At 46.3% G+C, this 25,760-nt stretch carries 22 protein-coding genes; 19 read left to right on the top strand and 3 right to left on the bottom strand.

The annotated features are described in order from the left end of the window. Positions 1-37: 37 nt before the first annotated feature. The 5 genes from FEN17_RS22920 (at position 38) to gloA2 (ending at position 5,353) form a co-directional block, all read left to right on the top strand. Complete coding sequence (locus tag FEN17_RS22920) at positions 38-1,096, top strand: LuxE/PaaK family acyltransferase (protein WP_138367701.1); 1,059 nt, start codon at positions 38-40, stop codon at positions 1,094-1,096. Positions 1,097-1,259: 163 nt separating this feature from the next. Beyond that, a complete protein-coding gene (locus FEN17_RS22915) occupies positions 1,260-1,859 on the top strand; it encodes a gluconate 2-dehydrogenase subunit 3 family protein (RefSeq protein ID WP_138367700.1) in 600 nt (199 codons plus the stop codon). A gap of 49 nt (positions 1,860-1,908) precedes the next feature. Next, positions 1,909-3,627 carry an FAD-dependent oxidoreductase gene (locus FEN17_RS22910; protein WP_138367699.1) on the top strand — a complete coding sequence of 573 codons (1,719 nt, stop codon included), beginning with the start codon at positions 1,909-1,911 and terminating at the stop codon, positions 3,625-3,627. 110 nt (positions 3,628-3,737) lie between these two features. Further along, on the top strand, positions 3,738-4,931 hold the full coding sequence (locus FEN17_RS22905; RefSeq protein ID WP_374756675.1) for an acyltransferase family protein: 1,194 nt from the start codon (positions 3,738-3,740) through the stop codon (positions 4,929-4,931). Between the two features lie 32 nt (positions 4,932-4,963). Then, a complete protein-coding gene (gene gloA2 / locus FEN17_RS22900) occupies positions 4,964-5,353 on the top strand; it encodes an SMU1112c/YaeR family gloxylase I-like metalloprotein (protein WP_138367698.1) in 390 nt (129 codons plus the stop codon). Positions 5,354-5,355: 2 nt separating this feature from the next. Here the strand turns inward: gloA2 and FEN17_RS22895 are convergent, their stop codons facing one another. Beyond that, positions 5,356-5,859 carry a hypothetical protein gene (locus FEN17_RS22895; protein ID WP_138367697.1) on the bottom strand — a complete coding sequence of 168 codons (504 nt, stop codon included), beginning with the start codon at positions 5,857-5,859 and terminating at the stop codon, positions 5,356-5,358. Between the two features lie 345 nt (positions 5,860-6,204). Here FEN17_RS22895 and FEN17_RS22890 point away from each other — a divergent pair, with 345 nt between their 5' ends. The 4 genes from FEN17_RS22890 (at position 6,205) to FEN17_RS22875 (ending at position 12,662) form a co-directional block, all read left to right on the top strand. Continuing rightward, complete coding sequence (locus FEN17_RS22890) at positions 6,205-8,490, top strand: peptidylprolyl isomerase (protein ID WP_138367696.1); 2,286 nt, start codon at positions 6,205-6,207, stop codon at positions 8,488-8,490. 87 nt (positions 8,491-8,577) lie between these two features. Then, positions 8,578-9,948, top strand: a complete 1,371-nt coding sequence (locus tag FEN17_RS22885; RefSeq protein ID WP_138367695.1) for a peptidylprolyl isomerase — start codon at positions 8,578-8,580, stop codon at positions 9,946-9,948. A gap of 57 nt (positions 9,949-10,005) precedes the next feature. Further along, complete coding sequence (locus FEN17_RS22880; protein WP_138367694.1) at positions 10,006-10,968, top strand: AAA family ATPase; 963 nt, start codon at positions 10,006-10,008, stop codon at positions 10,966-10,968. A 104-nt stretch (positions 10,969-11,072) separates the two neighbouring features. After that, a complete protein-coding gene (locus FEN17_RS22875) occupies positions 11,073-12,662 on the top strand; it encodes an aldehyde dehydrogenase (NADP(+)) (RefSeq protein WP_138367693.1) in 1,590 nt (529 codons plus the stop codon). Here the strand turns inward: FEN17_RS22875 and truA are convergent. Continuing rightward, complete coding sequence (truA, locus tag FEN17_RS22870; RefSeq protein WP_138367692.1) at positions 12,642-13,388, bottom strand: tRNA pseudouridine(38-40) synthase TruA; 747 nt, start codon at positions 13,386-13,388, stop codon at positions 12,642-12,644. The genes FEN17_RS22875 and truA overlap by 21 nt on opposite strands. 105 nt (positions 13,389-13,493) lie before the next feature. Between truA and FEN17_RS22865 the strand changes: the two genes are divergently transcribed. The 10 genes from FEN17_RS22865 to FEN17_RS22820 all read left to right on the top strand — a co-directional run bounded on the left by FEN17_RS22865 (position 13,494) and on the right by FEN17_RS22820 (position 23,390). After that, on the top strand, positions 13,494-15,167 hold the full coding sequence (locus tag FEN17_RS22865) for a glutamine--tRNA ligase/YqeY domain fusion protein (RefSeq protein ID WP_138367921.1): 1,674 nt from the start codon (positions 13,494-13,496) through the stop codon (positions 15,165-15,167). A gap of 28 nt (positions 15,168-15,195) precedes the next feature. After that, a complete protein-coding gene (locus tag FEN17_RS22860; protein WP_138367691.1) occupies positions 15,196-15,474 on the top strand; it encodes a type II toxin-antitoxin system RelE/ParE family toxin in 279 nt (92 codons plus the stop codon). A gap of 5 nt (positions 15,475-15,479) precedes the next feature. After that, positions 15,480-15,791: a HigA family addiction module antitoxin gene (locus FEN17_RS22855; protein ID WP_138367690.1), complete on the top strand. Its 312-nt coding sequence runs from the start codon at positions 15,480-15,482 to the stop codon at positions 15,789-15,791. 99 nt (positions 15,792-15,890) lie between these two features. Beyond that, positions 15,891-16,238 (top strand): hypothetical protein, encoded by a 348-nt coding sequence (locus tag FEN17_RS22850; RefSeq protein WP_229208959.1) that lies wholly within the window; start codon positions 15,891-15,893, stop codon positions 16,236-16,238. A 108-nt stretch (positions 16,239-16,346) separates the two neighbouring features. Then, complete coding sequence (locus FEN17_RS22845; protein WP_138367688.1) at positions 16,347-16,871, top strand: ferritin; 525 nt, start codon at positions 16,347-16,349, stop codon at positions 16,869-16,871. A 230-nt stretch (positions 16,872-17,101) separates the two neighbouring features. Continuing rightward, the gene (locus tag FEN17_RS22840; RefSeq protein WP_229208958.1) at positions 17,102-18,838 is read left to right on the top strand and encodes a T9SS type A sorting domain-containing protein; all 1,737 of its coding nucleotides are present in this window, start codon (positions 17,102-17,104) and stop codon (positions 18,836-18,838) included. A 133-nt stretch (positions 18,839-18,971) separates the two neighbouring features. Continuing rightward, positions 18,972-21,215, top strand: a complete 2,244-nt coding sequence (locus tag FEN17_RS22835) for an FUSC family protein (RefSeq protein ID WP_138367687.1) — start codon at positions 18,972-18,974, stop codon at positions 21,213-21,215. Further along, complete coding sequence (locus tag FEN17_RS22830; RefSeq protein ID WP_138367686.1) at positions 21,216-21,425, top strand: YwbE family protein; 210 nt, start codon at positions 21,216-21,218, stop codon at positions 21,423-21,425. A gap of 14 nt (positions 21,426-21,439) precedes the next feature. Next, positions 21,440-22,513 carry an NADPH dehydrogenase NamA gene (gene namA, locus FEN17_RS22825; protein ID WP_138367685.1) on the top strand — a complete coding sequence of 358 codons (1,074 nt, stop codon included), beginning with the start codon at positions 21,440-21,442 and terminating at the stop codon, positions 22,511-22,513. Continuing rightward, positions 22,443-23,390: a DMT family transporter gene (locus FEN17_RS22820; protein ID WP_229208957.1), complete on the top strand. Its 948-nt coding sequence runs from the start codon at positions 22,443-22,445 to the stop codon at positions 23,388-23,390. The genes namA and FEN17_RS22820 overlap by 71 nt, the downstream gene beginning before the upstream one ends. Here the strand turns inward: FEN17_RS22820 and FEN17_RS22815 are convergent. Further along, positions 23,368-25,749: a PAS domain-containing sensor histidine kinase gene (locus FEN17_RS22815; RefSeq protein WP_229208956.1), complete on the bottom strand. Its 2,382-nt coding sequence runs from the start codon at positions 25,747-25,749 to the stop codon at positions 23,368-23,370. The two genes, FEN17_RS22820 and FEN17_RS22815, sit on opposite strands and share 23 nt — an antisense overlap. Positions 25,750-25,760: the final 11 nt, after the last annotated feature.

The following is a 25,760-nucleotide window of genomic DNA, read 5'->3' as shown; positions in this document are numbered from 1 at the left end:
TTTTAACTTTGCACTTATTTATACGAAAGTAACAGTATTGGCACTTCAAAACAACAGCCCGGAAACCGCAATCAGGGATAGTCTCAGAGACCGGATTATCACATTCAAACCGGAAAATTTCGACGATCTCGCACTGGATGTTTTCAGGTACCAGGCTGCTTTTAACCCGGTTTACAGTCAGTTTATTGGTGCCCTGAATGTTGATCCAAATAAAATAACCCGACTGACCGACATTCCCTTTCTTCCGATACAATTCTTCAAAACCCACACTATCCGCACCGGCAACGTGGCGGTAACTGCTGATACGATCTTCGAAAGCAGCGGTACTACCGGACTCAACACCAGCCGCCATCATTTGTACGATCCCGAACTTTATAAATTGGTTTCGGAAAGAATTTTTCAGCTGAACTACGGCGATTTAAACCGCTTTCATATCCTGGCTCTGCTACCGTCTTACCTTGAACGAAACAACTCTTCACTGGTGTATATGGTGCAACATTTTATTGCCCGGAGCGGCTCGGAGCACAGCGGATTTTATCTAAATAACCCGCAGGAGCTGCTCGAAAAGCTGAAATTTCTTTCCCAAAATCCTGACGGAAAATCCGTTTTGCTGCTTGGCGTAACATTCGCCTTGCTGGATCTGGCTGACAGCGGTGAAAATATGTCGTTCCTCCAAAATCTGGACAAGCTGATCGTCATGGATACCGGTGGCATGAAGGGGCGGCGCAGGGAAATGCTGCGGGAAGAAGTGCATGACATTCTCACGCAGGAGCTGCATGTGCCGGTGATACATTCGGAATATGGCATGACCGAGCTGATTTCCCAGGGTTACTCGCATGGAAATGGCTTATTTGAACCAGGTAACACCTTGCGGATTTTGATCCGGGATGTCAACGATCCGCTGACGATTTCGGACCATAACCCCGACAAAACGAAGACCGGCGGCATCAATGTGATCGACCTGGCCAATCTGGACAGTTGTGCTTTTATTGAAACCCAGGACCTGGGACGCTTTGGTGACGCGCCGGGCACATTTTACGTCATGGGAAGATTTGATAATTCTGATATCCGCGGCTGCAATTTAATGGTTTTGTAGGTCGTTGGAAGTCAAGCTTATTTTGTCGGCTTTCATAATATAGAATTATTCTAACAAGTCGCGAGGCGGAATATTTTATAAATTAGCCTGCCTTTTCAAAATTGCATTAATCGAATGTATTATTACACTTTGGATTGTTAACCTCTTACTTATATTATAACAAATGAAAAGACGTGATGCCCTTGGTCGTGTGGCGCTTTTAATGGGTGGCACACTCTCGGCCCCTACGCTGCTGGCTTTTCTGGAAGGTTGCAAGTCAACCACTGAAACTTCGTCCGCGATTACGTTCCCTTTTTCTCCTGAAAGAAAAGCGCTGGTTTCAGAGATTGCGGAAATTATTATTCCAAAAACCGACACACCCGGCGCCAAGGAGGCAAAGGTTGGGGAGTTTATCGAGCTGATGATCAAAGATTGCTACACCGGCAAGGATCAGGAAAGCTTTGAAAAAGGGTTGAAAGAGCTTGAAAAAAAGGATTTCATGAAAGCAGATGCCGCCAAGCAAACGGCTATGCTCAAAGAATCCGAAGCAGAATCGACCAAAGAGCTGACCAAAGAAACCGAGGAAAAAAAGAAATACACCGAAGCCGGCAAAGAATATACCGATGCACCGGTACCGTTTTTCCGCCTCTTCAAAGAACTCACATTGCTGGGATATTTTACATCGGAGCAGGGTGCAACATTGGCGCTGGATTACGTGCCGGTGCCGGGCCGCTACGACGGCTGCATTGATTTGAAACCGGATCAGAAAGCCTGGGCAATGTAAAAAGTTATGGCCTCTGGCCGCATTTTAAAAAATCTGACGATCATTCATCATGAATTTAAATATAAAAGCAGCAAAACAAGCCACATTCGACGCGATCGTGGTGGGTTCAGGAATCAGTGGCGGCTGGGCAGCGAAAGAGCTGACAGAAAAGGGATTAAAAGTGGTCATGCTGGAACGCGGCCGCGACATTAAACACATTACCGATTATAAAACAGCGACGCTGGCTCCCTGGGAATTTGAGCACCGCGGCCGGATTACCACCATTGCCAAGGAGCAATATTGGGCTGGTATCCGCACAGGATATACGCCGAATGAAGAGTGGCGGTACCTTTTCGAAAACGATAAAGAAAATCCGTACGAAGAAACAAGGAAGTTTGACTGGGTGCGCGCATACCATGTTGGCGGACGCTCTTTGTTGTGGGGACGCCAAAGCTACCGCCTCAACCCGGTTGATTTTGAAGCAAATGCAAAAGAAGGCATCGGCGTTGACTGGCCGATCCGCTACTCCGATATCGCTCCCTGGTATGATTACGTAGAGCGGTTTGCAGGTATCTCTGGCGCAAAAGATGGCCTGGACGTACTGCCGGACGGCAATTACCTTCCGCCGATGCAGATGAACTGCGTTGAAAAGGATATTAAGACGAAAGTGGAAAGTAAATTCGCAGGCCGCCACATCATTATGGGCCGCGCCGCGCATTTGACCCAGCCGCAGGCATTCCATACTGAGTTGGGACGTGCAGCCTGCCAGTTCCGTAACATGTGTATGAGAGGCTGCCCGTACGGTGCATATTTCAGCACGCAGGCAGCCACATTACCGGCTGCGCAAAGAACCGGAAACCTGACATTGGTGCCGGATTCGATCGTTTCGGAAGTGATTTATGATGATAAGGCTGGCAAAGTGACCGGCGTGCGGGTGATCAATCAGAACACGCTGGAAACCAAAGAATACTACGCGAAGATCATTTTTATGAATGCGTCTGCGATTGCGTCTGCGTCGATTATGATGAACTCCAAATCCAAACGTTTCCCGAACGGACTTGGTAATGACAGCGACCAGCTGGGCCGCAACATTATGGACCACCATTTGGCGGTAGGCGCAAGAGGTGACGTGGAAGGATATACTGACAAATATTACTTTGGCCGTCGTGCAAACGGTATTTACATTCCACGCTACCGTAACTGGGGCAATGATAAGCGCGACTATGTTCGTGGCTTCGGATACCAGGGTGGCGCGAGCCGCGAGAGCTGGGGACGTGGTGTATCGACCGAAGGTTTCGGTGCCGATTTCAAGAAAAGCCTCTCAGAACCAGGCGGCTGGAATATGAACATTCAGGGCTTTGGAGAAATGATCGCGGATGAGAAAAACCGGTTTACCCTGCACCCGACGAAAAAAGACAAGTGGGGCCTGCCAGTGATTGTTTTCGATGCAGCCTACGGCGAAAATGAAAGAAAAATGCGCATCGATATGATGAATGATGCAGCCGAAATGCTGGAAGCCGCTGGCGTAAAAAATGTAGAACCTTACATCGACGACTCGAAGCACCCGGGCATCGGAATCCATGAAATGGGTACGGCAAGGATGGGTAACGATCCAAAAACTTCGGTTTTGAACAAACACAACCAGGTTTGGGGCGCTACGAATGTATACATGACCGACGGCGCATTCATGACTTCCGCTTCCTGCGTCAACCCGTCATTAACCTACATGGCCATGACAGCCCGTGCTGCGGATCATGCGGTGAAGGAGTTGAAGAGGATGAATGTTTAAATGACCACGAATAACATAGTCAATTTTCTGTTCCTACAAAGAAACCTCGCTGGGTAAATCCAGTGAGGTTTTTTCTTTATTAACCACTCCCACTCTTTAAATTATTAAAGTTGAAAGATCTTGCTCCTACCCCTCCTATTCAGCGTGTTTCTTCTGTTGATGCCTACCGTGGATTTGTGATGTTCCTGATGATGGCCGAAGTTTTGCGGTTTGGAAATGTCGCGGAAGCATTTCCAGAAAGCGCTTTCTGGGCATTTATGGAATTTCAGCAAAGTCACGTGCCATGGGTAGGATGCTCGCTGCATGATTTGATCCAGCCTTCTTTTTCATTTCTGGTAGGAGTTGCCCTGCCCTATTCGCTGGCGAGCCGCGCAAGCAAGCAGCAAACTACGCCCGAAATGTGGTTCCATACCATCCGCCGCTCGCTGATACTGATTTTGCTGGGGATTTTTCTGAGATCCATGCATGCTTCTCAAACCAACTTTACATTTGAAGATACCCTGACGCAAATTGGTTTGGGATACCCTTTCCTATTTGCATTAGCATTTGCCAGTGAAAAAATCCGTTGGAGTGCGCTGGCTGTGATATTGGTAGCCTATGCAGTTGTTTTCGCAATTTACCCACTTCCCGGGCCATTTTTTGACTGGACTGAAACCGGCACTACCGCCGACTGGGAGCATAACCTTTCCGGCTTTGCGGCACATTGGAATAAGAATACAAACGCCGCCTGGGCATTCGACCGCTGGTTTATGAACCTTTTCCCACGCGAAAAAGCATTTCATTTTAACGGAGGCGGATATAGTACATTGAGCTTTATCCCAACATTAGGTACCATGATCCTGGGCCTGATTGCTGGCAGCTGGCTCAAATCTGCACCTTCCAGTTCCTGGCTGATCCGCCGGTTTGCAATCACGGCCGCCATCCTGTTTGTAGTCGCAATTTTGCTCAATATCACCGGTATCAACCCGATTGTCAAAAGAATCTGGACACCTGCCTGGACGCTTTTCAGTGGTGGCTGGTGCTTCGTTTTGCTGGCAGCTTTCTATTTTATTGTTGATGTAAAAAACAAAAGGTCCTGGTTTGTGCCGCTGATCGTGATCGGTACCAACTCCATAGCTGCCTACATTTTCGCGCATACGATTGACAGTTTTATTGACCAGTCTTTCCGGATCAACATCAGTCAAAACTATGACCTGATCTTTGGCGAAGGATTCAAAACATTGGTGAGCGGGGCCGTGATATTGCTGATCGAGTGGTGGATTCTCTATTGGATGTACAAGAAAAAGCTGTTTATCAGGATCTGATACACTTATATTTGCTTTCAAACATTGACATTATGCTGAACCTGCAAGCGATACACCATATCGCCATTATCTGCTCCGACTACGAAAAGTCGAAACATTTTTATATAGAAATTCTGGGATTTACAATTAATCAGGAAGTATACCGGTCTGAAAGACAGTCTTATAAGCTAGACTTAGCATTGAACGGGCACTACTGCATTGAGTTGTTTTCTTTTCCAAACCCACCTGCGCGGCCGTCGCGACCGGAGGCTTGCGGCATGCGTCACCTGGCGTTTCAGGTGAGTGATATCGAGGCTGCTATAAGAGTCCTGGGAGAAAAAAACGTCAACCCGGAGCCAGTCCGGGTTGACGAATTTACAGGAAAGAAATTTACATTTTTCGCAGATCCAGATGACCTGCCTATTGAGCTTTACGAAGTCTGAAATCAGGCAGCTACTACGTAAACCATCTTTTTTCTGTCGCCTACTTCCAGATTTTTGCGGTTGCTCACTTCCATTTTACAAAGTGCATCGTAGAATTCCGAAATACGGATCAAATGCTCATCGAGCATACGTTTGATCTCATATTCGCGATCCATGTAAGTGCACAATGCTTTGTAGAGCTGTAAGGTAGCGGCTTCCAATTTTTTAAGACAGCTGGCGATATCTTCTTTTTCAGTCAGATTTTCCAGCATTTGCAAAGATGCCATGCTTGAAATCTGGTTATCGGCCAGTTCTTTATCTTCTAAAAAACATTTGAAGTAATCATATATCCACCGGATCTCTTTCTGAAACAAGACCGCGCTTACGTGGCCCTGGCTCAAAATCCTGCGAAATGAACCCATACTATCCTTTTTCAAGGCTTCCAGATAAAGGAGTTCCCTATTTTTCTGTTCATTCCATAATGCTCTGATCATCGGAATGAAATCATTTTCCATTACTCTTTCCATATACCTGAATTTTATAGCGTTGCCGGTTTCTCAAAAAAATCATACCTGTTGAGGTTGTCAGACATTGTTTTCGACCAATGCAAAAACTTATTCATCGTTAAGTACCATAAAGTGACAAATAAACATTCCGGGTAAAATCAGCTACATAATTCCCGCTATGGTGAGTGTGGCAAATTTGCCATACCTGCCGGGCTGCATTTGGGGAATCAGCAGGTCGCAAATCACATACCGTGCTTTAATTTTTGTCCTGAACTGAAAGCGTCTAACTTTGCCAGCTTTACAATATTTGAGGGTGATCCGGGTTAAATAAATCGTGCCCGCGTTGTCAATACGAATTCAAAAAATATGTTTAAAGCTTCTCTTCGTTACTATTTCATCGCTTTTTTAATAGTTAGCTCCTGTAAAACCGCCACGCCGCCCAAGCAGGTGGTTGCAGAAACCCCGCCCCTGCTCGAAATCGGGAATGAGCAGTTTTCTATCTCGGATTTTCAGGACGCTTATAACAGGAATAAATTCGCTACCGATTCTACCAAAGAGCTCTCTCCACAGGAATACCTGCCGCTCTATACGGATTTAAAAATCAAGGTTTTACAAGCAAAAAATGAAGGAAAAGACACCACGGTGGATTACCGGGAAGAGATCAATTCTTATCGTGATCAGCTCGCGAAAAATCAGCTTGTAGATAAAGCTTTGGTCGAAAAGCTTACCAACGAAGCTTACAACCGCTTAAAACAGGAAGTAAAAGCTTCGCACATTTTGATCGGTGTCTCGGAGGATGCTTCCCCGGCCGACACATTGGAAGCGTACCGCGCGGCGATTGCTTTGAGAGGAAGGCTGGAAGAAGGCTCCGATTTCGGCGACATGGCTGCCCGGTTTTCCAGAGATCCCGCTGCAAAAAAGACGAAAGGTGACCTGGGGTATTTTACAGCATTTCAGACATTATATCCCATCGAAACTGCGGCTTACGCACTGCCTGTGGGGAAAATTTCGCAGCCGGTGAGGACCCGCGCAGGGTACCATTTAATCAAGGTAACCGACCGCCGGACCAATCGCGGAATGGTACAAATTGCGCATATCATGGTGCAGATTGATTCTGCTGCGTCTCCTGCTCAAAAAGAAGCCGCCAAAGCGCGTATTGACGAGGCTTACAATCATTTGCAAAATGGCGAGGACTGGGCCGAGGTGACGGAAAGTTATTCTGACGATAAACAGTCCCGGAAAAACAAGGGTGTACTACCGATGTTTGGTATAGGTCAAATGGTGCCTGAAATCGAGGAAGCGGCTTTTAGCCAGCGGGTCAATACCTTTTCCAAACCGATTCTGACGATTTACGGCTGGCATATCATCAAGGTGCTCGAAAAACGGAGCATTGAAACATTGGCCGTGATGGCGCCTTCACTCCGCAAAAAGGTTGTGACTGACTCCCGCGCCAAGCTGATCGAGCAGGCCAATTTTAAAAGATTAAGAGAAAAATATGTAGTCCAGGAATTTGAAGAACCCTGGAAAACCGCAGCTGCACTTGCAGACAGCACATTAAGGACCGGCAAGTGGGATTATATGCGGGCAGTTTCGGCCGACTGGTCGAATATGACCTTGTTCCGGATCGAGCAAAAACCTTTTGATGCTTTGTCTTTTCTGGATTATGTCAAACGACGTCAGCAGCCTAAACCGAAAGATGCTTCTCCGGCGATTATTTTCAGGAAATATTATCAGGAATATCTGGCGGAAAGTCTTTCTGATTATGAGAAAGAACATTTGGAAGAAGCGAACCCGGAATTCAAAAGTCAGATGGACGAGATCCGTGACGGTGTTTTGCTGGCCCAGCTCATGGAAGAACAGGTTTGGCAGCGCTCACTTTCTGATTCTACCGGTCAGATGGCATTTTACCAAAAAAATAAGCAGCGCTACAATTACCCGGAACGTGCATTTGCAACGATAGTTACCGCAAAAGACACGCAGACTGTGAATGCAATTAGGAAGACGCTTGCAGTGAGTCCGTATAAACTGGAAAGGAAATCGCAGGAAATACTTTTCGCCGCAAATGCTACCAACATTGATGCAGGTCAGCAGGAAGCATTAAACGATCTGAACATTATCATGCGTAAAAACCCGGAGTACGTGGTGGAAATCGCTGGTTATCGGTCGGCTGATGAGACTGAGATTACTTCTGCAAACAGGATCCGTAATGTTGTCAAATACCTCACGGCACAAAACATCCCGATCCTGCGTATTATAGAAAAGGACTATGGCTCTTTTCGGCAAACCACTGATCCTGAGCGTAATCGGCGCGTGGGTTTCCAGTTTTTTACGCAATCCAAAAAAGATGTGGAAAAAGCGTTTGCTGAAAACAATGCATCAGTGTCTATTCAGGAAGGTTATTTTATGAAAGATAATGCTGCATTTACCAAGTTGCAGTGGAAAGTAGGCGACCAGACAATTACAGATAACGGGCTGATTATCTCGGCAAATGTCGTCCGGATCGAGCAACCGAGGGGAAAAACATTTGCAGAAGCGCGGGGCGGCGTGATCAATGATTATCAAAAGGAATTGGAAAAGCAGCTGGTTGCACGTTTGCAACAAAAATTCCCGGTGAAAGTCAATGCACAAGAATTAGAAAAGATTAAGCGTTAGCTGTATTTTAGCGTTTTATATATCAAATCGTTTCTTGTAAAATAAGAAACAAGATTTCCGGAGGTTCAATTGGAACAAAACAATTCTATGAAAATAAATAAAATGATCGCAGTTCAGTGCCTGATCGCATGTTCGATGCTTTTCAGTCTGGCTGTGAAGGGGCAGGGACAGCAGGGAGTGAGCCTGGATAAGATTATCGCGAGGGTTGATAATCACTACATTCTGAATTCGGAGCTGGAAGATATGTACAACCAGTACAAGGCCGAGGGCCGGACCGCTCCCGAAAGATGTCAGCTGCTGGAATCGCTGATTATCAACAAAATGCTGCTCGCCAAAGCGGAAATCGACTCCGTGACCGTGGAGGATAAGCAAGTAGATGGTGAGCTGGATGCGAAAATGGGTTATATGATCCAGCGTTTCGGTTCTGAAAAGAACATTGTGGAAGCTTACGGAAAGAGCATTGATAACCTGAAAAGCGAGCTCCGCCAGCAGGTGAAAGAGCAAAAGATCGTTGAAAAAATGCAGCAAACGATCTCCGGAAATGTGAAGATCACGCCGAGCGAAGTCCGGAAGTTTTTTAGTTCTATTCCAAAAGACAGCTTGCCTTACATTCCTTCCGAGGTGGAAATTGGCCACATTGTAAAGAAAGGGACTGTTACCCGCGAGCAAAAAGACAAGCTGAGACAACAACTGCTTGACTTAAAACAACGCGCAGAAAAAGGCGAAGACTTTGCGACACTGGCGCAGATTTATTCCGAGGATTTGGGTTCAGCGAAAAATGGCGGTGACCTGAATTTTGCTAAAAGAGGCGCGATGGTACCGGAATTTGAAGGTGCGGCGCTGGCTTTGAAACCAGGTGAAATGTCGGATGTGATCGAATCGCAATTTGGTTTTCACTTAATTAAATTGATCGAAACGCGTGGTGCAGAGTACCATGCAAGGCACATTCTGCTGCGTCCGGATTATAATAAAGGTACCGATATGACGCAGGCTATCCGCTCGCTGGACAGCCTTCGCCAACTAATCAAAATTGATACATTGAAGTTTGCGAAAGCGGCTTTGGACAATTCAGAAGACAAAGAAACGGCCGAATCCGGCGGTTTGATCCAGGACAGGAGCAACGGTTTGGCGCGTTTGACATTGGATGCTTCGATGGATCCAGCCTTGTATTTCGCGATCGACACGATGAAAGTGGGCGATCTGAGCATGCCGGTTTCGTATCGGATGGAAGATGGTAGCAGCGCGATGCGTATTATCTGGTACAAAAGCAAATCGGAGCCGCATACTGCAAACCTCCGCGACGATTATGAAAAGCTGGCGCAGATCGTTTTAAGCAATAAAAGGAATAATGCCCTGGAAGAATGGTTTAAGAAAGCGCAGGGCGACGTTTTCATCAGCATTGAACCTGAGTATAAAAATTGTAAGGTTCTGGGGCTCGCCACCGGGGATGAGATGTAGCGACTGAAACCGCCGCATCTGCCCCAAACACATTAAAAATCCTAAACTGACCTATTTGTGAAGTATTCATCGGACGTAGAGGCTGCCGAAGCTATGAAAGTAGCTTATGAGAAAATCCGCAGTGAAATTGGTAATGTGATCGTCGGGCAGGACGAGGTTGTGAAAGGACTTTTGACCGCGATTTTTTGTCAGGGACATTGTTTATTGGTGGGTGTGCCTGGTTTGGCAAAAACACTTTTGATCCAGACCATCGCTTCTTCGCTGGACCTGAATTTCAACCGGATACAATTCACACCCGATTTGATGCCTTCCGACATTCTAGGTTCGGAAACCCTGGATCAGAACCGCAATTTCAAATTTATTAAAGGCCCGGTTTTCGCCAACATTATCCTCGCCGATGAGATCAACCGGACGCCGCCTAAAACGCAATCCGCATTACTGGAAGCGATGCAGGAATATTCGGTGACTATCGCCGGTGCCAAACATTCGCTTGACCGTCCCTTTTTTGTACTTGCTACGCAAAACCCGATCGAGCAGGAAGGTACCTATCCCCTACCCGAGGCGCAGCTGGACCGGTTTATGTTTATGATCCAGCTCGACTACCCGTCTTACGCAGAGGAAGTTAGCATTGTAAAAAATACCACGACCGACAAGCGTCACCAGGTAGAGAAAGTGATCTCGGCAGAAGAAATCATGGATTTCCAGCATTTGGTAAGAAAGGTGCCGGTGACCGATCATGTGATAGAATATGCCGTGAAACTAGTACATAAAACGCGTCCGTCAACCGGCCTTTCGGTGAAAGAAACCAACGATTATCTGGAATGGGGTGCCGGGCCGCGTGCTTCACAAGCTTTGATCCTGGCCGCGAAATGTAATGCATTACTATCCGGAAAATATTCGCCTGATATTGAAGATGTTAAAGCCGTAGCATTGCCGGTTTTGCGTCACCGCATTATCCGCAATTTCAAGGCAGAAGCAGAAGGTATATCAGTGGCCGAAATTATCGGGCGACTGGTTTAAGCCACATTCAGGCAGTAAATTTTCAGATCTTAGCATTTATAAGTTTGTACCCCACGGTACAAACTTTTGTTTTTTCAGTACTATATCCACATTCCTATTCATTTATGTCAATTCAAGGTAAAAACTATATCGGCTACGCGATGTCGGCCGAAGGCGATCGGATATTCCAATCCTATGTTCCGGCGCAGGACAATTTTCTTCCCGAGCAATTTTATTCCGCGACGATTGAAGAAACAAACCGTGCGATGGAGCTGGCGGACAAAGCATTTGAACAATACGCAGCTGTCCCGGCAGATAAACGTGCGAAATTTTTGATAGCGATTACGGAGGAAATCATGGCGCTCGGCGACGAACTTTTGGAAAGGGCAAATCTGGAAACAGGCCTGCCGCTAGCCAGGCTGCAGGGCGAGCGCGCGAGGACGATTAACCAGCTTACCCAATTTGCGGAAATGCTTTGGGAAGGTTCCTGGGTAGAAGCGACGATCGACACGGCGATTCCTGATCGTGCACCGATGCCTAAACCGGACATCCGCAAAATGTTGGTACCGATCGGGCCTGTGATTGTTTTTGGTTCAAGTAACTTTCCTTTTGCCTACTCCGTGGCGGGGGTGGATACCGGGCCGGCGCTTGCGGCTGGGAATCCGGTGATTGTGAAGGCTCACGCAGCACATCCCGGCACCAGTGACCTCACTGCGCAGGCCGTAGTGAAAGCTGCACAGCGGACCGGGATGCCAGAGGGAACATTTTCCATGCTATATGATGATGGCTTTGACGTTGGCGCGGCACTGGTTAAGCATCCGGCAAGTAAGGCGGTAGGATTTACCGGCTCTTACAAGGGCGGGATGGCGCTTTATAAACTGGCGCAGGAGCGTGAAGAGCCTATTTCTGTTTTCGCAGAAATGGGAAGCGTAAACCCGATCGTGATCTTACCTGACTATTTGAAGAACAATGCTGCTGCATTTGGCAAAACATTGGCTGGGTCTGTCAGCCTGGGCGCTGGACAGTTTTGCACCAATCCCGGATTAGTATTTGTAACAGAAACTGAGGGTTTGGATGATTTTGAAAATTCGTATAAAACTGAAATTGAAAGCACTGCCTCCGCGACTATGCTTACAGCCGGTATTTGCAAAAATTACAATAGGTTGAAAGGCGAGGTTTTTGAGCAGGAAAATGTGACCGCGCTGGCCGTCGCTGACAAGGTATCTCCCGCAGAAAACCAGGCGCAGGCTACCATCGCGAGGGTTTCAGCGAAAAGCTTTATTGCCCATCCAAAACTGCACGAGGAAGTTTTCGGCCCGTTTTCTCTTTTGATTGTTTGTGAAAATACAGACGAGTTACTGAATGCGGTTTCGCATTTGAAAGGACAACTTACGGCAACATTGATGGCGGAAGAGAAAGAGGTAGAAGGCTACCCTGAAATTGTGAAGAAACTTTCGAAAATCTCGGGCAGGTTTATTTTAAATGGTGTACCTACGGGCGTAGAAGTTTGTCCGTCCATGCATCATGGAGGCCCTTTTCCGGCAACTGCCGATGCCCGGTTTACCTCCGTCGGACGACATTCGATCCTGCGTTTTGTGCGTCCGCAATCTTACCAGGGCTGGCCTAATGCACTTTTGCCGGTTGAGTTAAAAGACTCGAACCCGCTGGGTATTTATCGGTTGATCAACAATACATTAACGCGGAACCAGGTCTAGCGGATAACCTACTTCCACCAGGAATAAACCTTCGGCCGGGGCTTGTGCTCCGGCTTTTTTTCTATCACCCGCCAGGATAATTTCTTCAAAATCCTGAACCGAAATTTTCCCGCGCCCTACTTCCAGCATCGTACCCACCAGCGCCCGCACCATGCCGCGCAAAAAGCGATTGGCCTGAATGTGAAAAATGATTTTCTCGCCCCGATCTTCCCAGCGCGCCTCCGTGATCGTGCAGTGGAAATTGTTCACATTGGTGTGGATCTTACTAAAACTTTCGAAATCAATGTGTTTCAGTAAAAGTGCCGCGGCTTCATTCATGCGGGGAATGTTGATTTCTCCTTTTAACAAATAGGAAAGGTCTATCAGAAATGGATTCTTACGTCGGGTTATGCGGTACTCGTATTTCCGGTAAGTCGCTGCAAATCTTGAATTTACATCATCCGGCACAGGAAAAATCTGATGAACCGCAATGTCTCTCGGGACGATCCCATTGAGCTTGTACAGTACCACTTCCGGATTTTCAATGTTGTCAAAATCAAAATGCGCGAACTGTTGCTCGGCATGGACGCCGGTATCGGTGCGGCTGCTTCCTGTCAGTTCAATGTTCATTCGCAACACTTTCGCTAATGCTTCTTCCAATACCTGCTGAACCCCCAGGGCATTGTTTTGTTTTTGCCAGCCATTGTAGGCAGTTCCCCGGTAAGAGAATTCCAGAAAATAACGCATGCCGCAAAAATAAGGCAAAGCATGCAGATTTACGATTTACAGAATTTGATTGCTGATTTTGTGGCGAAGAAGGTTAACTTTGAAATTGTAAAATTTCATTTTAGTATGATTACGGAAGATAAAAAGGAAGAGAAAAGCCTGAATTTTATTGAGGAGATTGTGGAAGGAGATTTGCAATCAGGAAAATATACTCAGATCATTACCCGCTTTCCGCCTGAGCCAAACGGTTATCTGCACATCGGTCATGCGTCCAGCATTTGCCTGAATTTTGGTTTGACCAATAAATTTCAGGGCTATACCAACCTGCGTTTTGACGATACAAATCCTGTAACTGAGGATACTGAATATGTCGAAAGCATTAAGAATGACATACGTTGGATGGGTTTTGAGTGGCAAAACGAACTTTACGCTTCCGACTATTTTGATACACTTTATGAGTTCGCGATAACCCTAATTTCGAAGGGTCTGGCGTATGTTGACGACTCGACTTCTGAGGAGATCGCGGCACAGAAAGGTACGCCTACCGAGCCTGGAAAAGACAACATTTACCGCAGCCGGTCGGTGGAAGAGAATCTTGCACTTTTTGAAGAGATGAAAAGCGGCAAGTTTCCTGACGGCAGCCGGACATTGCGCGCAAAAATAGATATGGCGCACATCAATATGCTGATGCGTGACCCAATTTTATACCGAATCAAACACGCCCATCACCACCGCACCGGAAACAAATGGTGCATTTACCCGATGTACGATTTCGCGCACGGACAAAGCGACGCGATTGAGCATGTGACGCATTCGATCTGTACCCTGGAATTTGCCCCGCACCGCGAGCTTTACGACTGGCTGATCGAAAAATTGGGAATTTATCCGTCGCATCAATACGAATTCGCCCGCCGAAATCTGAATTATACGGTAACCAGCAAAAGAAAACTGCTGCGGTTGGTGCAGGAAGGCTATGTTAGTGGCTGGAACGATCCCCGGATGCCGACAATCTCCGGTCTGCGCCGCAGGGGCTATACGCCCGAAAGTATCCGTGATTTTTGCGACCGCATCGGTGTGGCGAAACGCGAAAATATGATCGATGTAGGATTGCTGGAATTTTGCGTGCGGGAAGATCTGAACAAGAAAGCGCTGCGCAGAATGGTCGTGCTGGATCCGCTTAAACTGGTTATCACCAACTTCCCCGAAGGTGTCACCGAAATGTGCCACAGCGAAAACAACCCCGAAGACATTGCCGCCGGGATGCGTGAAATTCCTTTTTCAAGGGAGATTTTGATTGAAAAGGAGGATTTCATGGAGGTACCAACCAAGAAATATTTCCGTCTGGCGCCTGGCAAAATGGTGCGGTTGAAAGGCGCTTACATTATTCAATGTGATGATTTTGTAAAAGACGAAAACGGAGAGATCACCGAGGTGCGCTGCACTTACATTGAAAACAGTAAAAGCGGTCAGGATACAACCGGCATCAATGTAAAGGGAACATTGCACTGGGTTTCTGCCGCGCACGCCGCCGAAGTAGAAGTCAGACTTTACGACCGCCTTTTTTCCGTCGAAAATGTGGCTTCCGAAGAAGGTGATTTCAAAGATTACATCAATCCTGAATCGCTGCATATTATTACGGGCTACGCCGAACCCGCATTGCTGGAAGCTCAGGAAGGAGAGTCATTTCAGTTTTTAAGAAAGGGCTATTTTGCCAAAGATCCAGACAGTACTGAGAACAAACTGGTCTTTAACAGGACAGTAACTTTGCGTGATAACTGGGCGAAGGCGGCGGAGAAGTAACGAATACTTTTTAAACACACACTAAAGAATGATTGCGTCTATACGGCACAAAGGTTTATTGTCATATTATGAGGATGGAAAGCCTGCTGGTTTGCCTACTGCCTATTTGAAGAAGATAAACCGGATTCTGGATCAGCTGGATGCGATTTCAAGTGTAGACGATATCCGGCAGCTTGGTTCGGGCATTCATAAGCTTACGGGAGATTTGAATGAATTTTGGTCGATTAAAGTTTCACCAAACTTCCGAATCATTTTTAGGTTTGCCGATGGTGAAATTCATGACGTGGACTATTTGGATTATCATTAATTACTATGAAAAACAGAACATTAGCACCAGTTCACCCGGGAGAAATCCTTAAAGAAGAATACATTGTGGAACGTGGGCTAACAATCACTGAGGTTGCGAAAGGATTAGGTGTAAGTCGTAATGTGTTGTCTAACATTGTAAATGAACATATTGGCATAACTCCTGAGTTGGCAGTGAAGCTTTCGGAGGCATTTGGCAATAGTGCACAATTTTGGATCAATCTTCAAAACAACTATAATATGTGGCATGCTGAGAAAAATGTCGACCGCTCTACGATACAGCATTTTTGGAATGATAGGGATCGACAATCAGCTTGATTAAGTGTTTTAATTAGATCGTTTACAAATAACTTGCATGCAAACCTGACGGCAACTATCTTTGTGTAACAATTTCCACGATTCAACTAGTTGCTGTCAGTGAATACCCCGAATGAATTATTCAGTACCGCGAAAGGATACAGTCTGCAATGTGATGTGACTTCCAAAGTTATTCTCCATTTTGGCGATCTTACAGCTTCCTTCAAAATCCGGGATTTCCTCAATTTTCGCCGGGCGGTTAATCAAATTGACATTCAAAGCAAACTTTTCGATCTCTCGGACGAGTCTGATTACGAGTTTGTTGAGGCGCCGCAACTCAATCTTTCCCACAAACTTACGCTTTGCGAAACCATCCAGTTCCGTGAGCTGGTAAACGGGACTTTCTTCGCGATTGAATTAAATTCCCTTCTTCACGAATTGCTTTACACAGAGCAAGAATTAGTCTAAATAGCTCATTTAGATCATCTTAGACCAATTCCAAATTTCCTTTCAAATTTGGATTGCTGAACTTTCGCATGATATTTGCAATTGCTAACTCAAATAATCGCAAGTATCATGAAAGACTTACTGAGACAAAGAACTTCCCTCAAAGAGGAGATAGAAATACTCCTGAACAACCAGGTTAAAATGGAAGCTGAGGCTTCTTCCAAATATATGGCGATGGCATCTTGGTGTGATCGCAACGGATTCCGTAATTCTGCCAAGTACTTCATGAAGCAGTCGGATGAAGAGCGAGAGCACATGGTAAAAATCTTCAATTACCTGATGTACGTGGGTGGCACTGCCATTTCTCCCGAAATCGGAGCGGTGAGACAGGAATATGCCACATTTAGAAGTGTATTCGAAGCAGCCTTGCAAGGTGAGATCGCAGTAACACAATCGATCAACCGCATTGTAACCCAGGCACGCAAGGAAGAGGACTATGCAACCGAAAATTTCTTGCAATGGTTTGTAAAAGAGCAAACAGAAGAAGAAGACAACGCCCGCCACGCACTTGAACTATTTGATATGATCGGTGAAGATGGTACTGGGTTGTATATGATAGATAAGGCGATCTTGAAAATCGGATCTGATAATTAAGAAACTAGAATATTGAATTTTAGGCCGCTCCTGCATAGGGGCGGCCTTTTTTGTGTCTTGATAGTTTAAGTAGAAAAATATAGAATGCGTGAAAATGCTCAACTACCCAAACATTTCCATTAGCTAAAAACGTTAAAGTACTTCTCCGATGCGTATAATAAGTTTTACAAATTAACAATACAGTTATATTGAATGTGACTCTTAGATGAATTACATTCAACCTTTGCTAAGTGAAAAACGTTTATAAAGATCAAATCATGACGAAAGCTCTATTTACACTCATTCAGGTTGTTTTACTCAACGCTGCTACCCTGACCATTGCCGATGCCGGAACGTGTACGTTCACGAATCTACGTCTGACAACACAATCAGAGGTCAATTCTTTCAGCTCTTCCTGCACTGCGGTTCAAGGTAATGTAACTGTTATTGGAACAGGCATTACGGACCTAAGCCCACTAGGGAACATTATTACTTTTGACGGTAATTTCACTATCCAAAATAGTCCAAGCCTTCCCAGTTTGAAAGGTCTGGAAAAACTGACCAGTGTAAAAAATTTATTGATAATCAATAATAGCTTATTAACAGACCTTTCGGGTTTGGAGGGGCTTACCAATATTTCGACTACTCTGAGCATCGGGTCCAACAACAGTCTTATTAGTCTTAAAGGACTTGATAATTTAACATCTGCCAGAAGCATATCAATATCCGATAATATTTTATTGCCAGATCTCACCGGTTTAGGAAAGCTGGACCACGTGTCCGACCTTCTTTCCATCACATTAAATGATGCGCTTACCAGCTTAAATGGATTGACCAGCTTAACCAGCGTCGCCCGAATAAATATCGGAGAGAACGACCTTTTACCAGATCTTTCTGGGCTTGGGGCGCTACAATCGGTGTCGTGGCAAATAAATGTCAGTTATAATAAGAGTCTGGTCAGTTTTAACGGCTTAGACAATCTGACAAGCCTGAGCGAGCTTTATATTGGTAGTAACGATTTGATAACAGACTTATCCGGCCTGGAAATTCTAAGGAATGTAAATTGGCTTGTAGTCGGTGAAAGCCCCGCCTTGACGAGTTTAAACGGATTGAATAATCTGCAGTCTGTAACCAACCTGATCATAAGGAGTAACCCTTTGCTGACGAATCTATCCGGATTGGAAGGGGCAACAAGCATAGGCTCATTGCTAATCACACAAAATCCCATATTGAATAGTCTGGACGGTCTTGGCGGCACTGAAAGCGGTGGTCGAAAGGGTGCAAATGAGAGAGTTGCTGCATTGACAATCCAGTCGTTGACGATAACCAGCAACCCTCAATTAACTACCTGCGCGATCGCTCCTGTCTGTGCTTATGTAAGTAACAATACAGCGACTGTCAGCGGCAATGGATCAGGATGTCAAAGCCAAGCTGCGATAGAAACAGCATGTAGTTCACTTCCGGTTACGCTTACCCAATTTACGGCCTCTGCTGAAAATCATACTGCGCTACTGAAATGGGGAACATCGCAAGAAAGCAATAGCTTTTCATTTGAAATAGAGCACAGTACCGACGCAAAAACCTGGAAAAAGGTGGGTGACCAAGCAGCTAAAAACGAAAGCAACTCGCTTGTAAATTATCAATGGATACACGCAACACCGAACAATGACTTAAATTATTACAGGCTTAAAATGATCGATTTGGATGGAAGTTTTGCGTACAGCAAAGTTGAGCATGTAATGTTTAAAGGCCTAGATCCGGCTGCTGCCCTTATTTACCCGAATCCTGTTTCGGACATATTATCTGTAGAAAATAAAGATGATGTGGTTTTGCTTAAAATTATTGACTTACAGGGAAAGATGATTTATGAAACCACTAACCTACGCAAGGAGGATCTTTCAGTCAAAAAATTTGTAAAAGGATTATATCTTATGCAGCTCACCCGGAAAAGCGGTGTAGTACAAACCCAACGGTTTGCCGTGAATTAACCTGAGAAAATCAATATCTTTTTTGCCACTTTGTGCCTGATGGAACACGTTTTTACTTATCATTGAAGTAAACCGATCTGTCAATGCTTGATAATGAAATCGCGGCGAATGATTTATCAGGAAACAATAGTGTATGAATTACCTCGACGAGTTTAAGAAATTTATATCAAGTCACTACCTTTCAACGGGGGTTCGCTTGACCCTCGGGGCGATTGTACCCAGTTTGATTTTCCAGCATTATGGGGTTTTGAGTGAGATGATCGCGTTTCCGCTGGGTACGTTGCTCATTGGTGGTACTGACAATCCCGGGCCTTATCACCGCCGCCGCAATTCGCTGCTTATTGCTATTGCTACTTGTTTTGTCGTGGCCTGCATTACCGGTTTTCTGCGACATATACACTTTATCGTATTTATTGAGATCATCGTTTTCGGGATGTTTTTCTCGCTTGTCGGGGTTTATGGCAATCGCGTTAACAGCATTGGGTTGATTTGTCTGCTGGTTTTTGTCTTCAATATCGACGACCATCTGAGCGGAAATATGGTTCTGCGGACGGCTGCGATTTTTTCGGCGGGAGGCATCTGGTATTTTGTCCTTTTTATGGTTTTGCAAAAACTGCTTCCCTACAAGCTGATACAGCAATTGCTGGGAGAAAATTTTGTGCAACTCGGCAAGCTGCTTTCCATCAAAGCGGACTATTATTTCGCCAATCCGGACTATGATGAGCTCTTCAACCGCATGATCCACCAGCAGGTGATACTTCGCGAAAACCACGAAAATCTGCGGGAGATACTATTTAAAACCCGCGAATTTGTTACAGAATCGACGAATAAGAGCCGCATTCTGATGTTGATGTTTCTGGATAGCATCGACCTTTTTGAAAGGATCCTTAACTCCCAGCAAAACTACGCCAACCTGCACCGGGCTTTTGACCACACCAAAGTGCTGCGGCTTTTTGGTACTTATATTACCTGGCTGGCCGCCGAAATCCAGCAGATCGGACTGGCGATTCAGAGTGGCTTTTCTTCCCATCCCCGACATGACCTGGATGAGGCTTTCAATAAATGTCAGAGTGCCTTCGAGCGGATGCGGGAGTATAAAATGAACCATGATAATATGGAGGATTTTATCATGCTTCGTCAGATTCTTAATAGTTTACAGGACGTAACCGAGCGGGTGAAAAAGCTGCATCGCGCCACGACCTACGATGCGGAAGTGAGCGAAGGCTTTACATTGAATGTGGAGGCCGAAAATTTCGTCCCGAAACAGGAGTATCACCCGAGGATTCTACTAGATAACATTTCGTTGAAATCCAGCCACTTCCGTCATGCTGTGCGTGTTACTTTGGGCCTTCTGGTGGGTTACATTGCTTCGTTATTTTTCGAACTTGGACATGGTTACTGGATCTTACTAACCATCGCCGTGATTTTGAAACCCGCATTCAGCATTACCAAGCAGCGCAATGTTCACCGGATCGGCGGAACATTCCTGGGCGTGATTACCGGTTTTTTATTCCTATACCTGATCCACGACAATACGGTACTTTTCATCCTGATGATGGTCACGATGATACTGGCTTACAGCTTCTTAAAAACCAATTACTTTATCGCTTCCACCAGCATTACCCTGTACGTGATCCTTTCTTTCAATTTTCTGAACCCGCAGCACGTTACGGCGGTTTTACAGGACAGGATTGTCGATACCGTCATCGGTTCCGCGATTGCATATGTGATTTCTTCATTTGTGCTGCCAGTTTGGGAACATTCGCAGATTAACCAGTACATGAAAGAAGCATTGAATGCAAATCGCAGATATTTTGACATTGTTGCCGCCAAGTTTACTGGTAAACAACTCAATATCAACGATCTGAAAATGTTGCGAAAAGATGCGATCATTGCGATGGCCAACCTTTCTGATAATTTCCAGAAGATGCTGTCCGAGCCGAAACGCCAGCAGATGAATATGGAAGAGTACCACCAGTTTGTTGCGACGAGCCACATGCTGACGTCCTATATCGCCTCGCTGTCGACTTATGCGCAAACATTGGAATATTCTGAATTTTCGGTCGAGTTTGAGATAATGATCCGGCAGATTGACAGGCAGTTACAGGCGGCGACTGACATTATTGAAGGTAAAGTCGGAAACAGTATGGAAATTTCCAGAGAATCGCTGCCGCAAAATCAGAAACTCGTAGAGCTCCTGGCGAAGCGAAAAAAGGAGATCAAGGAATTGGGGATCGAAAAGGCAGACCAGTCGCCGGCGCGGAAAATGTTATCGGATCTTAAAACCATTAATGGCCTTTTTGAATTGATCAGCACCATCACAATCGACGAAATAAAAATTTTACAAAAAATAAAAGCAGTCAGCATTCAACATTAAATGACCTCATTATCAGGCACCGAAAGAAAAAATATAGCGCCCGGACTGTCGGTATCCATCGTTCTTAAAAAAGACCAGCGCAGCGGCACATTAACCCACGGCATTGTAAAAGATATCCTCACCAAGGCCCCTGTACATACCCACGGCATCAAAGTCCGGCTGGAAAACGGCGAGATCGGCCGGGTTAAAGTCATCAATACTTCATTATAAATTCAATTTGCATTATGTCCTCTCAGCTTTTCACTCCCCTTCAATTACATAACATTACATTAAAAAACCGCATCGTCGTATCCCCCATGTGCCAGTACTCGGCTGTGGACGGCTTTGCCAATGATTGGCACCTGGTCCATCTGGGGAGCCGGGCCGTAGGGGGCGCGGGTTTGATCATCGCCGAAGCGACGGCAGTATCCCCGGAAGGCCGCATTTCCCCGGAAGATTTGGGCATCTGGAAAGACGAGCACATTGAAAAACTGAAACAGATCACCGATTTTATTTCTGCACAAGGAACCGTAGCAGGCATACAACTAGCACACGCCGGTAGAAAAGCCAGCACATTTCCCGCCTGGAAAGGCCGGGGTCAAGTTCCTCTAGATCAGGGTGGCTGGAAAACTGTGAGCGCGTCTTCGGTGCCGTTTCATGAAAAAGAAGATGCGCCGCTCGAATTGGATCAGGATGGAGTCGACAAAGTAATTTCAGATTTTGCTGAAGCTGCCACACGTGCATTGGCCGCTGGTTTTCAGGTAATTGAAATCCACGCCGCGCATGGTTACCTGATACATCAGTTTCTGTCGCCGCTCAGTAACAAACGTACCGATTCCTACGGTGGGAGCTTTGAAAACCGCATCCGGATTTTCGTCCAAATTATTGAAGCAATCAAAAAAGTTTGGCCGGAGGAATTACCAATTTTTGTCCGGATCTCCGCAACTGACTGGGCTGACGGCGGCTGGAATGCAGATGAAGCGACCAGGTTGGCTCAAATCCTGACGGACCTTAAGGTATCTCTAATCGATGTTTCGTCCGGTGGGTTAGCTGCCCATCAGAAAATCCCGGTTGGCCCCTCTTACCAGGTGCCTTTTTCTGCGCGGATAAAAAAGGAGACCAACGCACTTACCGGCGCGGTGGGCCTGATTACGGAAGCGAAGCAGGCAGAAGATATCCTGCAAAATGGCGAGGCTGACCTGATCGTCATGGCGCGTGAATTGTTGCGCGACCCGTATTTTCCGCTGCATGCAGCACATCAGCTCGGTGACGACATTACCTGGCCGGTTCAATACGACCGCGCAAAACCAGCGCATTAAAGTCACTATGCTGAATCCCCGCCTCTGTCTGGTTATTGGAATTTTCAGTATCAGTATTTTCCCGGTTTTGGTCAAATGGGCGCCTGTTTCCGGCATTACCTCCGCTTTTTACCGGATGTTTTTTGGCTTTCTGCTGATCCTGCCCTATGTTTTGATCACCAGAAAATTTACCTGGCCGGAGAAATCTTTGTGGCTGCCGATTAGTCTTTGCGGGCTCATTTTTGCTACGGACATCGCCGTCTGGAATTTGTCGATACATTATTCCAATGCTACCCAGGCCACATTGCTGACCAACTTATCGCCGGTTTGGGTCGGCATCGGCACTTTTCTTTTTTTGCCTGACAAACCTGCTGCCCGGTTCTGGCTGGGAACATTGGTCGCCCTGGCTGGGATGGTGATTTTGATAGGCTGGGAAGCATTTTCGGAAATGCAGCTGGATAAAGGATTCGGACTCGCAATTTTGTCGGGAATGCTTTACGCCACCTACATGCTGATCAGCAAAACGGTCCTGAACCGAATTGATATTGTGAGTTTCATGACGATCAATATGGCCGTCGCCAGCATTTATCTCTTTGCAATTTGCCTGTTTTTCGATCAACCCGTAGCGGGATTTGATCTTTCTATCTGGTTTGTCTTTTTGGTACAGGGACTTATATGTCAGCTACTTGGCTGGCTGACAATTAATTATGCTGTTAAACAAATGGATGCGAAACGCGTTTCGCTGAGCTTGCTCAGTCAGGCGATTGTGACGGGGTTATTTGCCTGGGCATTTATCCATGAGCAGGTTACCCTGCAAATGATCGTCGGCGGACTGATCATTCTCATTGGAATTGCCATCACATTCAGGAAACCCGCTAGTCGACAGGCAGATAGATGATAAATGTAGCGCCGATCCCTGGCTTGCCCACAGCGTCGATCAGCCCTTTGTGGTTGTCCACAATTTTTTTACAAATCGCCAGACCAATCCCTGTTCCTTCAAATGCGCTGCGACTGTGAAGCCGCTGAAAAACCTGGAAAATCCGGTCTTTGAACTGCGGTTCGAAGCCGATACCATTATCCGTAAACGAAATAAATTCGTACGTTTTATTGTGATCAGCCTCCGGTAGCAAAACCAGCTGCCCATCCACACGCCCCGACCGAATGTTGATCACCGGCGCGATACCCGGCTTTGTGAATTTAAGCGCATTGGCAATCAAATTCATAAAAAGCTGCTCAAACTGGTAGACGATCACACTTTTGACTGGCAATGTTTCGCTGACTATCACCGCACTTTTTTGCAGAATCAACTCATTCAGTTGCTCCTTCACATTTTTGAGTACTACATTCAGATCTGTTTCTTCAAAAAGCTTTTCCACCGCATTGGCCCGTGAAAATGCCAGCAGATCAATGATCAGCTGCTGCATCCGGGTGGACGAAGCCTGCATCCGGTTGAAATAATCCTTCCCGCGATCAGATAAATTGGCGCTTTCGGTTTCCAGTATACGAGTCGCGAAAGTTTGGATTTTGCGCAGTGGCTCCTGCAAATCGTGGCTCGCTACGTACGCAAATTGCGCCAGTTCCATATTGGTGCGGATCAGCTCATTGTTGGCAATCGTCAGCTCATTGGTCCTCACCTGAACTTTGGCCTCCAACTGGTCGATGAACATCTTGCTGTCGTGAATGTCGGTACTCGTGCCCACCCACATCTGAATCGCAGCATCCGCATTTTTTTGAGGGATTGCCCTGCTCAAATGCCACCGGTATTCTCCGTCAAAACGCCGGAGACGGTGCTCTACCAGAAAATCCACCCCATTTTCGACAGAATGGTGCCAAAGCCTCCGGTGTTCCGGCCGGTCGTCGGGATGTATGATTTGCAGCCAGCCTTCGCCATGAATTTTCTCCGAGGAAAGCCCCGAATAATCGTAAACCGATTGATTGAAATAATTAAGATGACCTTCCGTATCGCCTGTCCAGACAAACTGCGGCATAGAATCCGCCAGCGTCCTGAACTTCCCTTCGCTGGTTTTCAATGCCAGCTCCGCCTGCTTCCGGTCGGTAATGTCCATCATCGTGCCCAGCATCCGGTGCGGCACGTGGTCATCATTATATAACACTTTCCCCTGCGTCCTCACCCAATGCACCGATTTGTCGGGGTGAATGATCCGGGCGTCGTAGTAGTAGGTACCGTTTTCGAGGGCAAACTTAAATGCAGGCTCCACAATGTCCCGGCGGTCGTCGGGATGCACCCGGTCACGCAGTTCAAAATGCGTGAAGACTGTACTTTCGGGATAACCAAAAATAGACGCCAGCCTTCCCGAATGTATCAGATCAAATGTTTGGAGGTTCAAATCCCAGGTTGCCAGCTTGGTACCGTCCGTCGCGAGTGAGAGCCTGTCGGCCGCCTCGGCAATCTGCTGCCGGAAACGCACTTTTTCAGTTACATCATTGACAGACACCATAATACCCGACACGCTTCCATCCACTTCGAACATCGGCGCATACTGATAATCCAGGTAGAACTTTTTGATCCCGTCAGGCCCATCGACATACGCCAGGGCCTCATTTTCACGGTAGATTTTACCTTTTTGGTAGACGTCTTTCAGGATTTTCACAAACTTCTGGTCGCTCAGCTCCGGAAAAACATCCAGCAGCTTCCGTCCGACCACCTCGTGCAACTCCCTGCGCCACAAGTCTTTCAGCATTGTTTCGTTGGCAATGCTGATAATAAAATCTTCTCCTTTGAAAATGGCCTTGGCAAATTGCGACTGGGTCACCAGGTTACGAAACTGGTTTTCACTTCGCACAAGTCCCTGCTTGGAAAGTACCTGCTCGGTCACCTCCGTAGCGACGACGATGATACCCGTTACCTCGCCGGTTTCTTCATGCAGGGGTTGATATACAAAATTAAAATAACATTGCTGGGGCTGCCCAAAGCGGCGAAGCGTTACCTCAAACTCATTTCCATGATAGGGTATGCCAGTTTTGAGAACATTATTCAGGATAGGTTCGACATATTCCCTGACCTCAGGCAGCACGTCGAAAAGTAACCTTCCGACCAACTCTTCTTCGGTCCGGTCGACAACATTCAGGTACGAATCGTTGGCCATTTCAACAGTGAAATCGTCACCCCGAAGGATGGCGATTCCTACCGGAGCCTGCTTCATGACATTTCTGAACCTGCTTTCTTTGTCGTCAGCCGGGTAGTGCCCCGAACCTTCTTTCGGAGCGGGCTGGTCGAACTCGGGTATTTTGTTCACTTATCTGATTT

Source organism: Dyadobacter luticola (genome assembly GCF_005860805.1).
GTDB lineage: Bacteria > Bacteroidota > Bacteroidia > Cytophagales > Spirosomataceae > Dyadobacter > Dyadobacter luticola.
Note: the sequence above shows the minus strand (reverse complement) of the source record. Positions and strands in the feature narration are given on the sequence as shown.

Coding starts and splice junctions, on each gene's coding strand:
- FEN17_RS22915 (WP_138367700.1), top strand. CDS start 1,260: ATGAAAAGACGTGATGCCCTTGGTCGTGTGGCGCTTTTAATGGGTGGC.
- FEN17_RS22910 (WP_138367699.1), top strand. CDS start 1,909: ATGAATTTAAATATAAAAGCAGCAAAACAAGCCACATTCGACGCGATC.
- gloA2 (WP_138367698.1), top strand. CDS start 4,964: ATGCTGAACCTGCAAGCGATACACCATATCGCCATTATCTGCTCCGAC.
- FEN17_RS22895 (WP_138367697.1), bottom strand. CDS start 5,859: ATGGAAAGAGTAATGGAAAATGATTTCATTCCGATGATCAGAGCATTA.
- FEN17_RS22890 (WP_138367696.1), top strand. CDS start 6,205: ATGTTTAAAGCTTCTCTTCGTTACTATTTCATCGCTTTTTTAATAGTT.
- FEN17_RS22885 (WP_138367695.1), top strand. CDS start 8,578: ATGAAAATAAATAAAATGATCGCAGTTCAGTGCCTGATCGCATGTTCG.
- FEN17_RS22875 (WP_138367693.1), top strand. CDS start 11,073: ATGTCAATTCAAGGTAAAAACTATATCGGCTACGCGATGTCGGCCGAA.
- truA (WP_138367692.1), bottom strand. CDS start 13,388: ATGCGTTATTTTCTGGAATTCTCTTACCGGGGAACTGCCTACAATGGC.
- FEN17_RS22865 (WP_138367921.1), top strand. CDS start 13,494: ATGATTACGGAAGATAAAAAGGAAGAGAAAAGCCTGAATTTTATTGAG.
- FEN17_RS22860 (WP_138367691.1), top strand. CDS start 15,196: ATGATTGCGTCTATACGGCACAAAGGTTTATTGTCATATTATGAGGAT.
- FEN17_RS22855 (WP_138367690.1), top strand. CDS start 15,480: ATGAAAAACAGAACATTAGCACCAGTTCACCCGGGAGAAATCCTTAAA.
- FEN17_RS22845 (WP_138367688.1), top strand. CDS start 16,347: ATGAAAGACTTACTGAGACAAAGAACTTCCCTCAAAGAGGAGATAGAA.
- FEN17_RS22835 (WP_138367687.1), top strand. CDS start 18,972: ATGAATTACCTCGACGAGTTTAAGAAATTTATATCAAGTCACTACCTT.
- FEN17_RS22830 (WP_138367686.1), top strand. CDS start 21,216: ATGACCTCATTATCAGGCACCGAAAGAAAAAATATAGCGCCCGGACTG.
- namA (WP_138367685.1), top strand. CDS start 21,440: ATGTCCTCTCAGCTTTTCACTCCCCTTCAATTACATAACATTACATTA.
- FEN17_RS22820 (WP_229208957.1), top strand. CDS start 22,443: ATGCAGCACATCAGCTCGGTGACGACATTACCTGGCCGGTTCAATACG.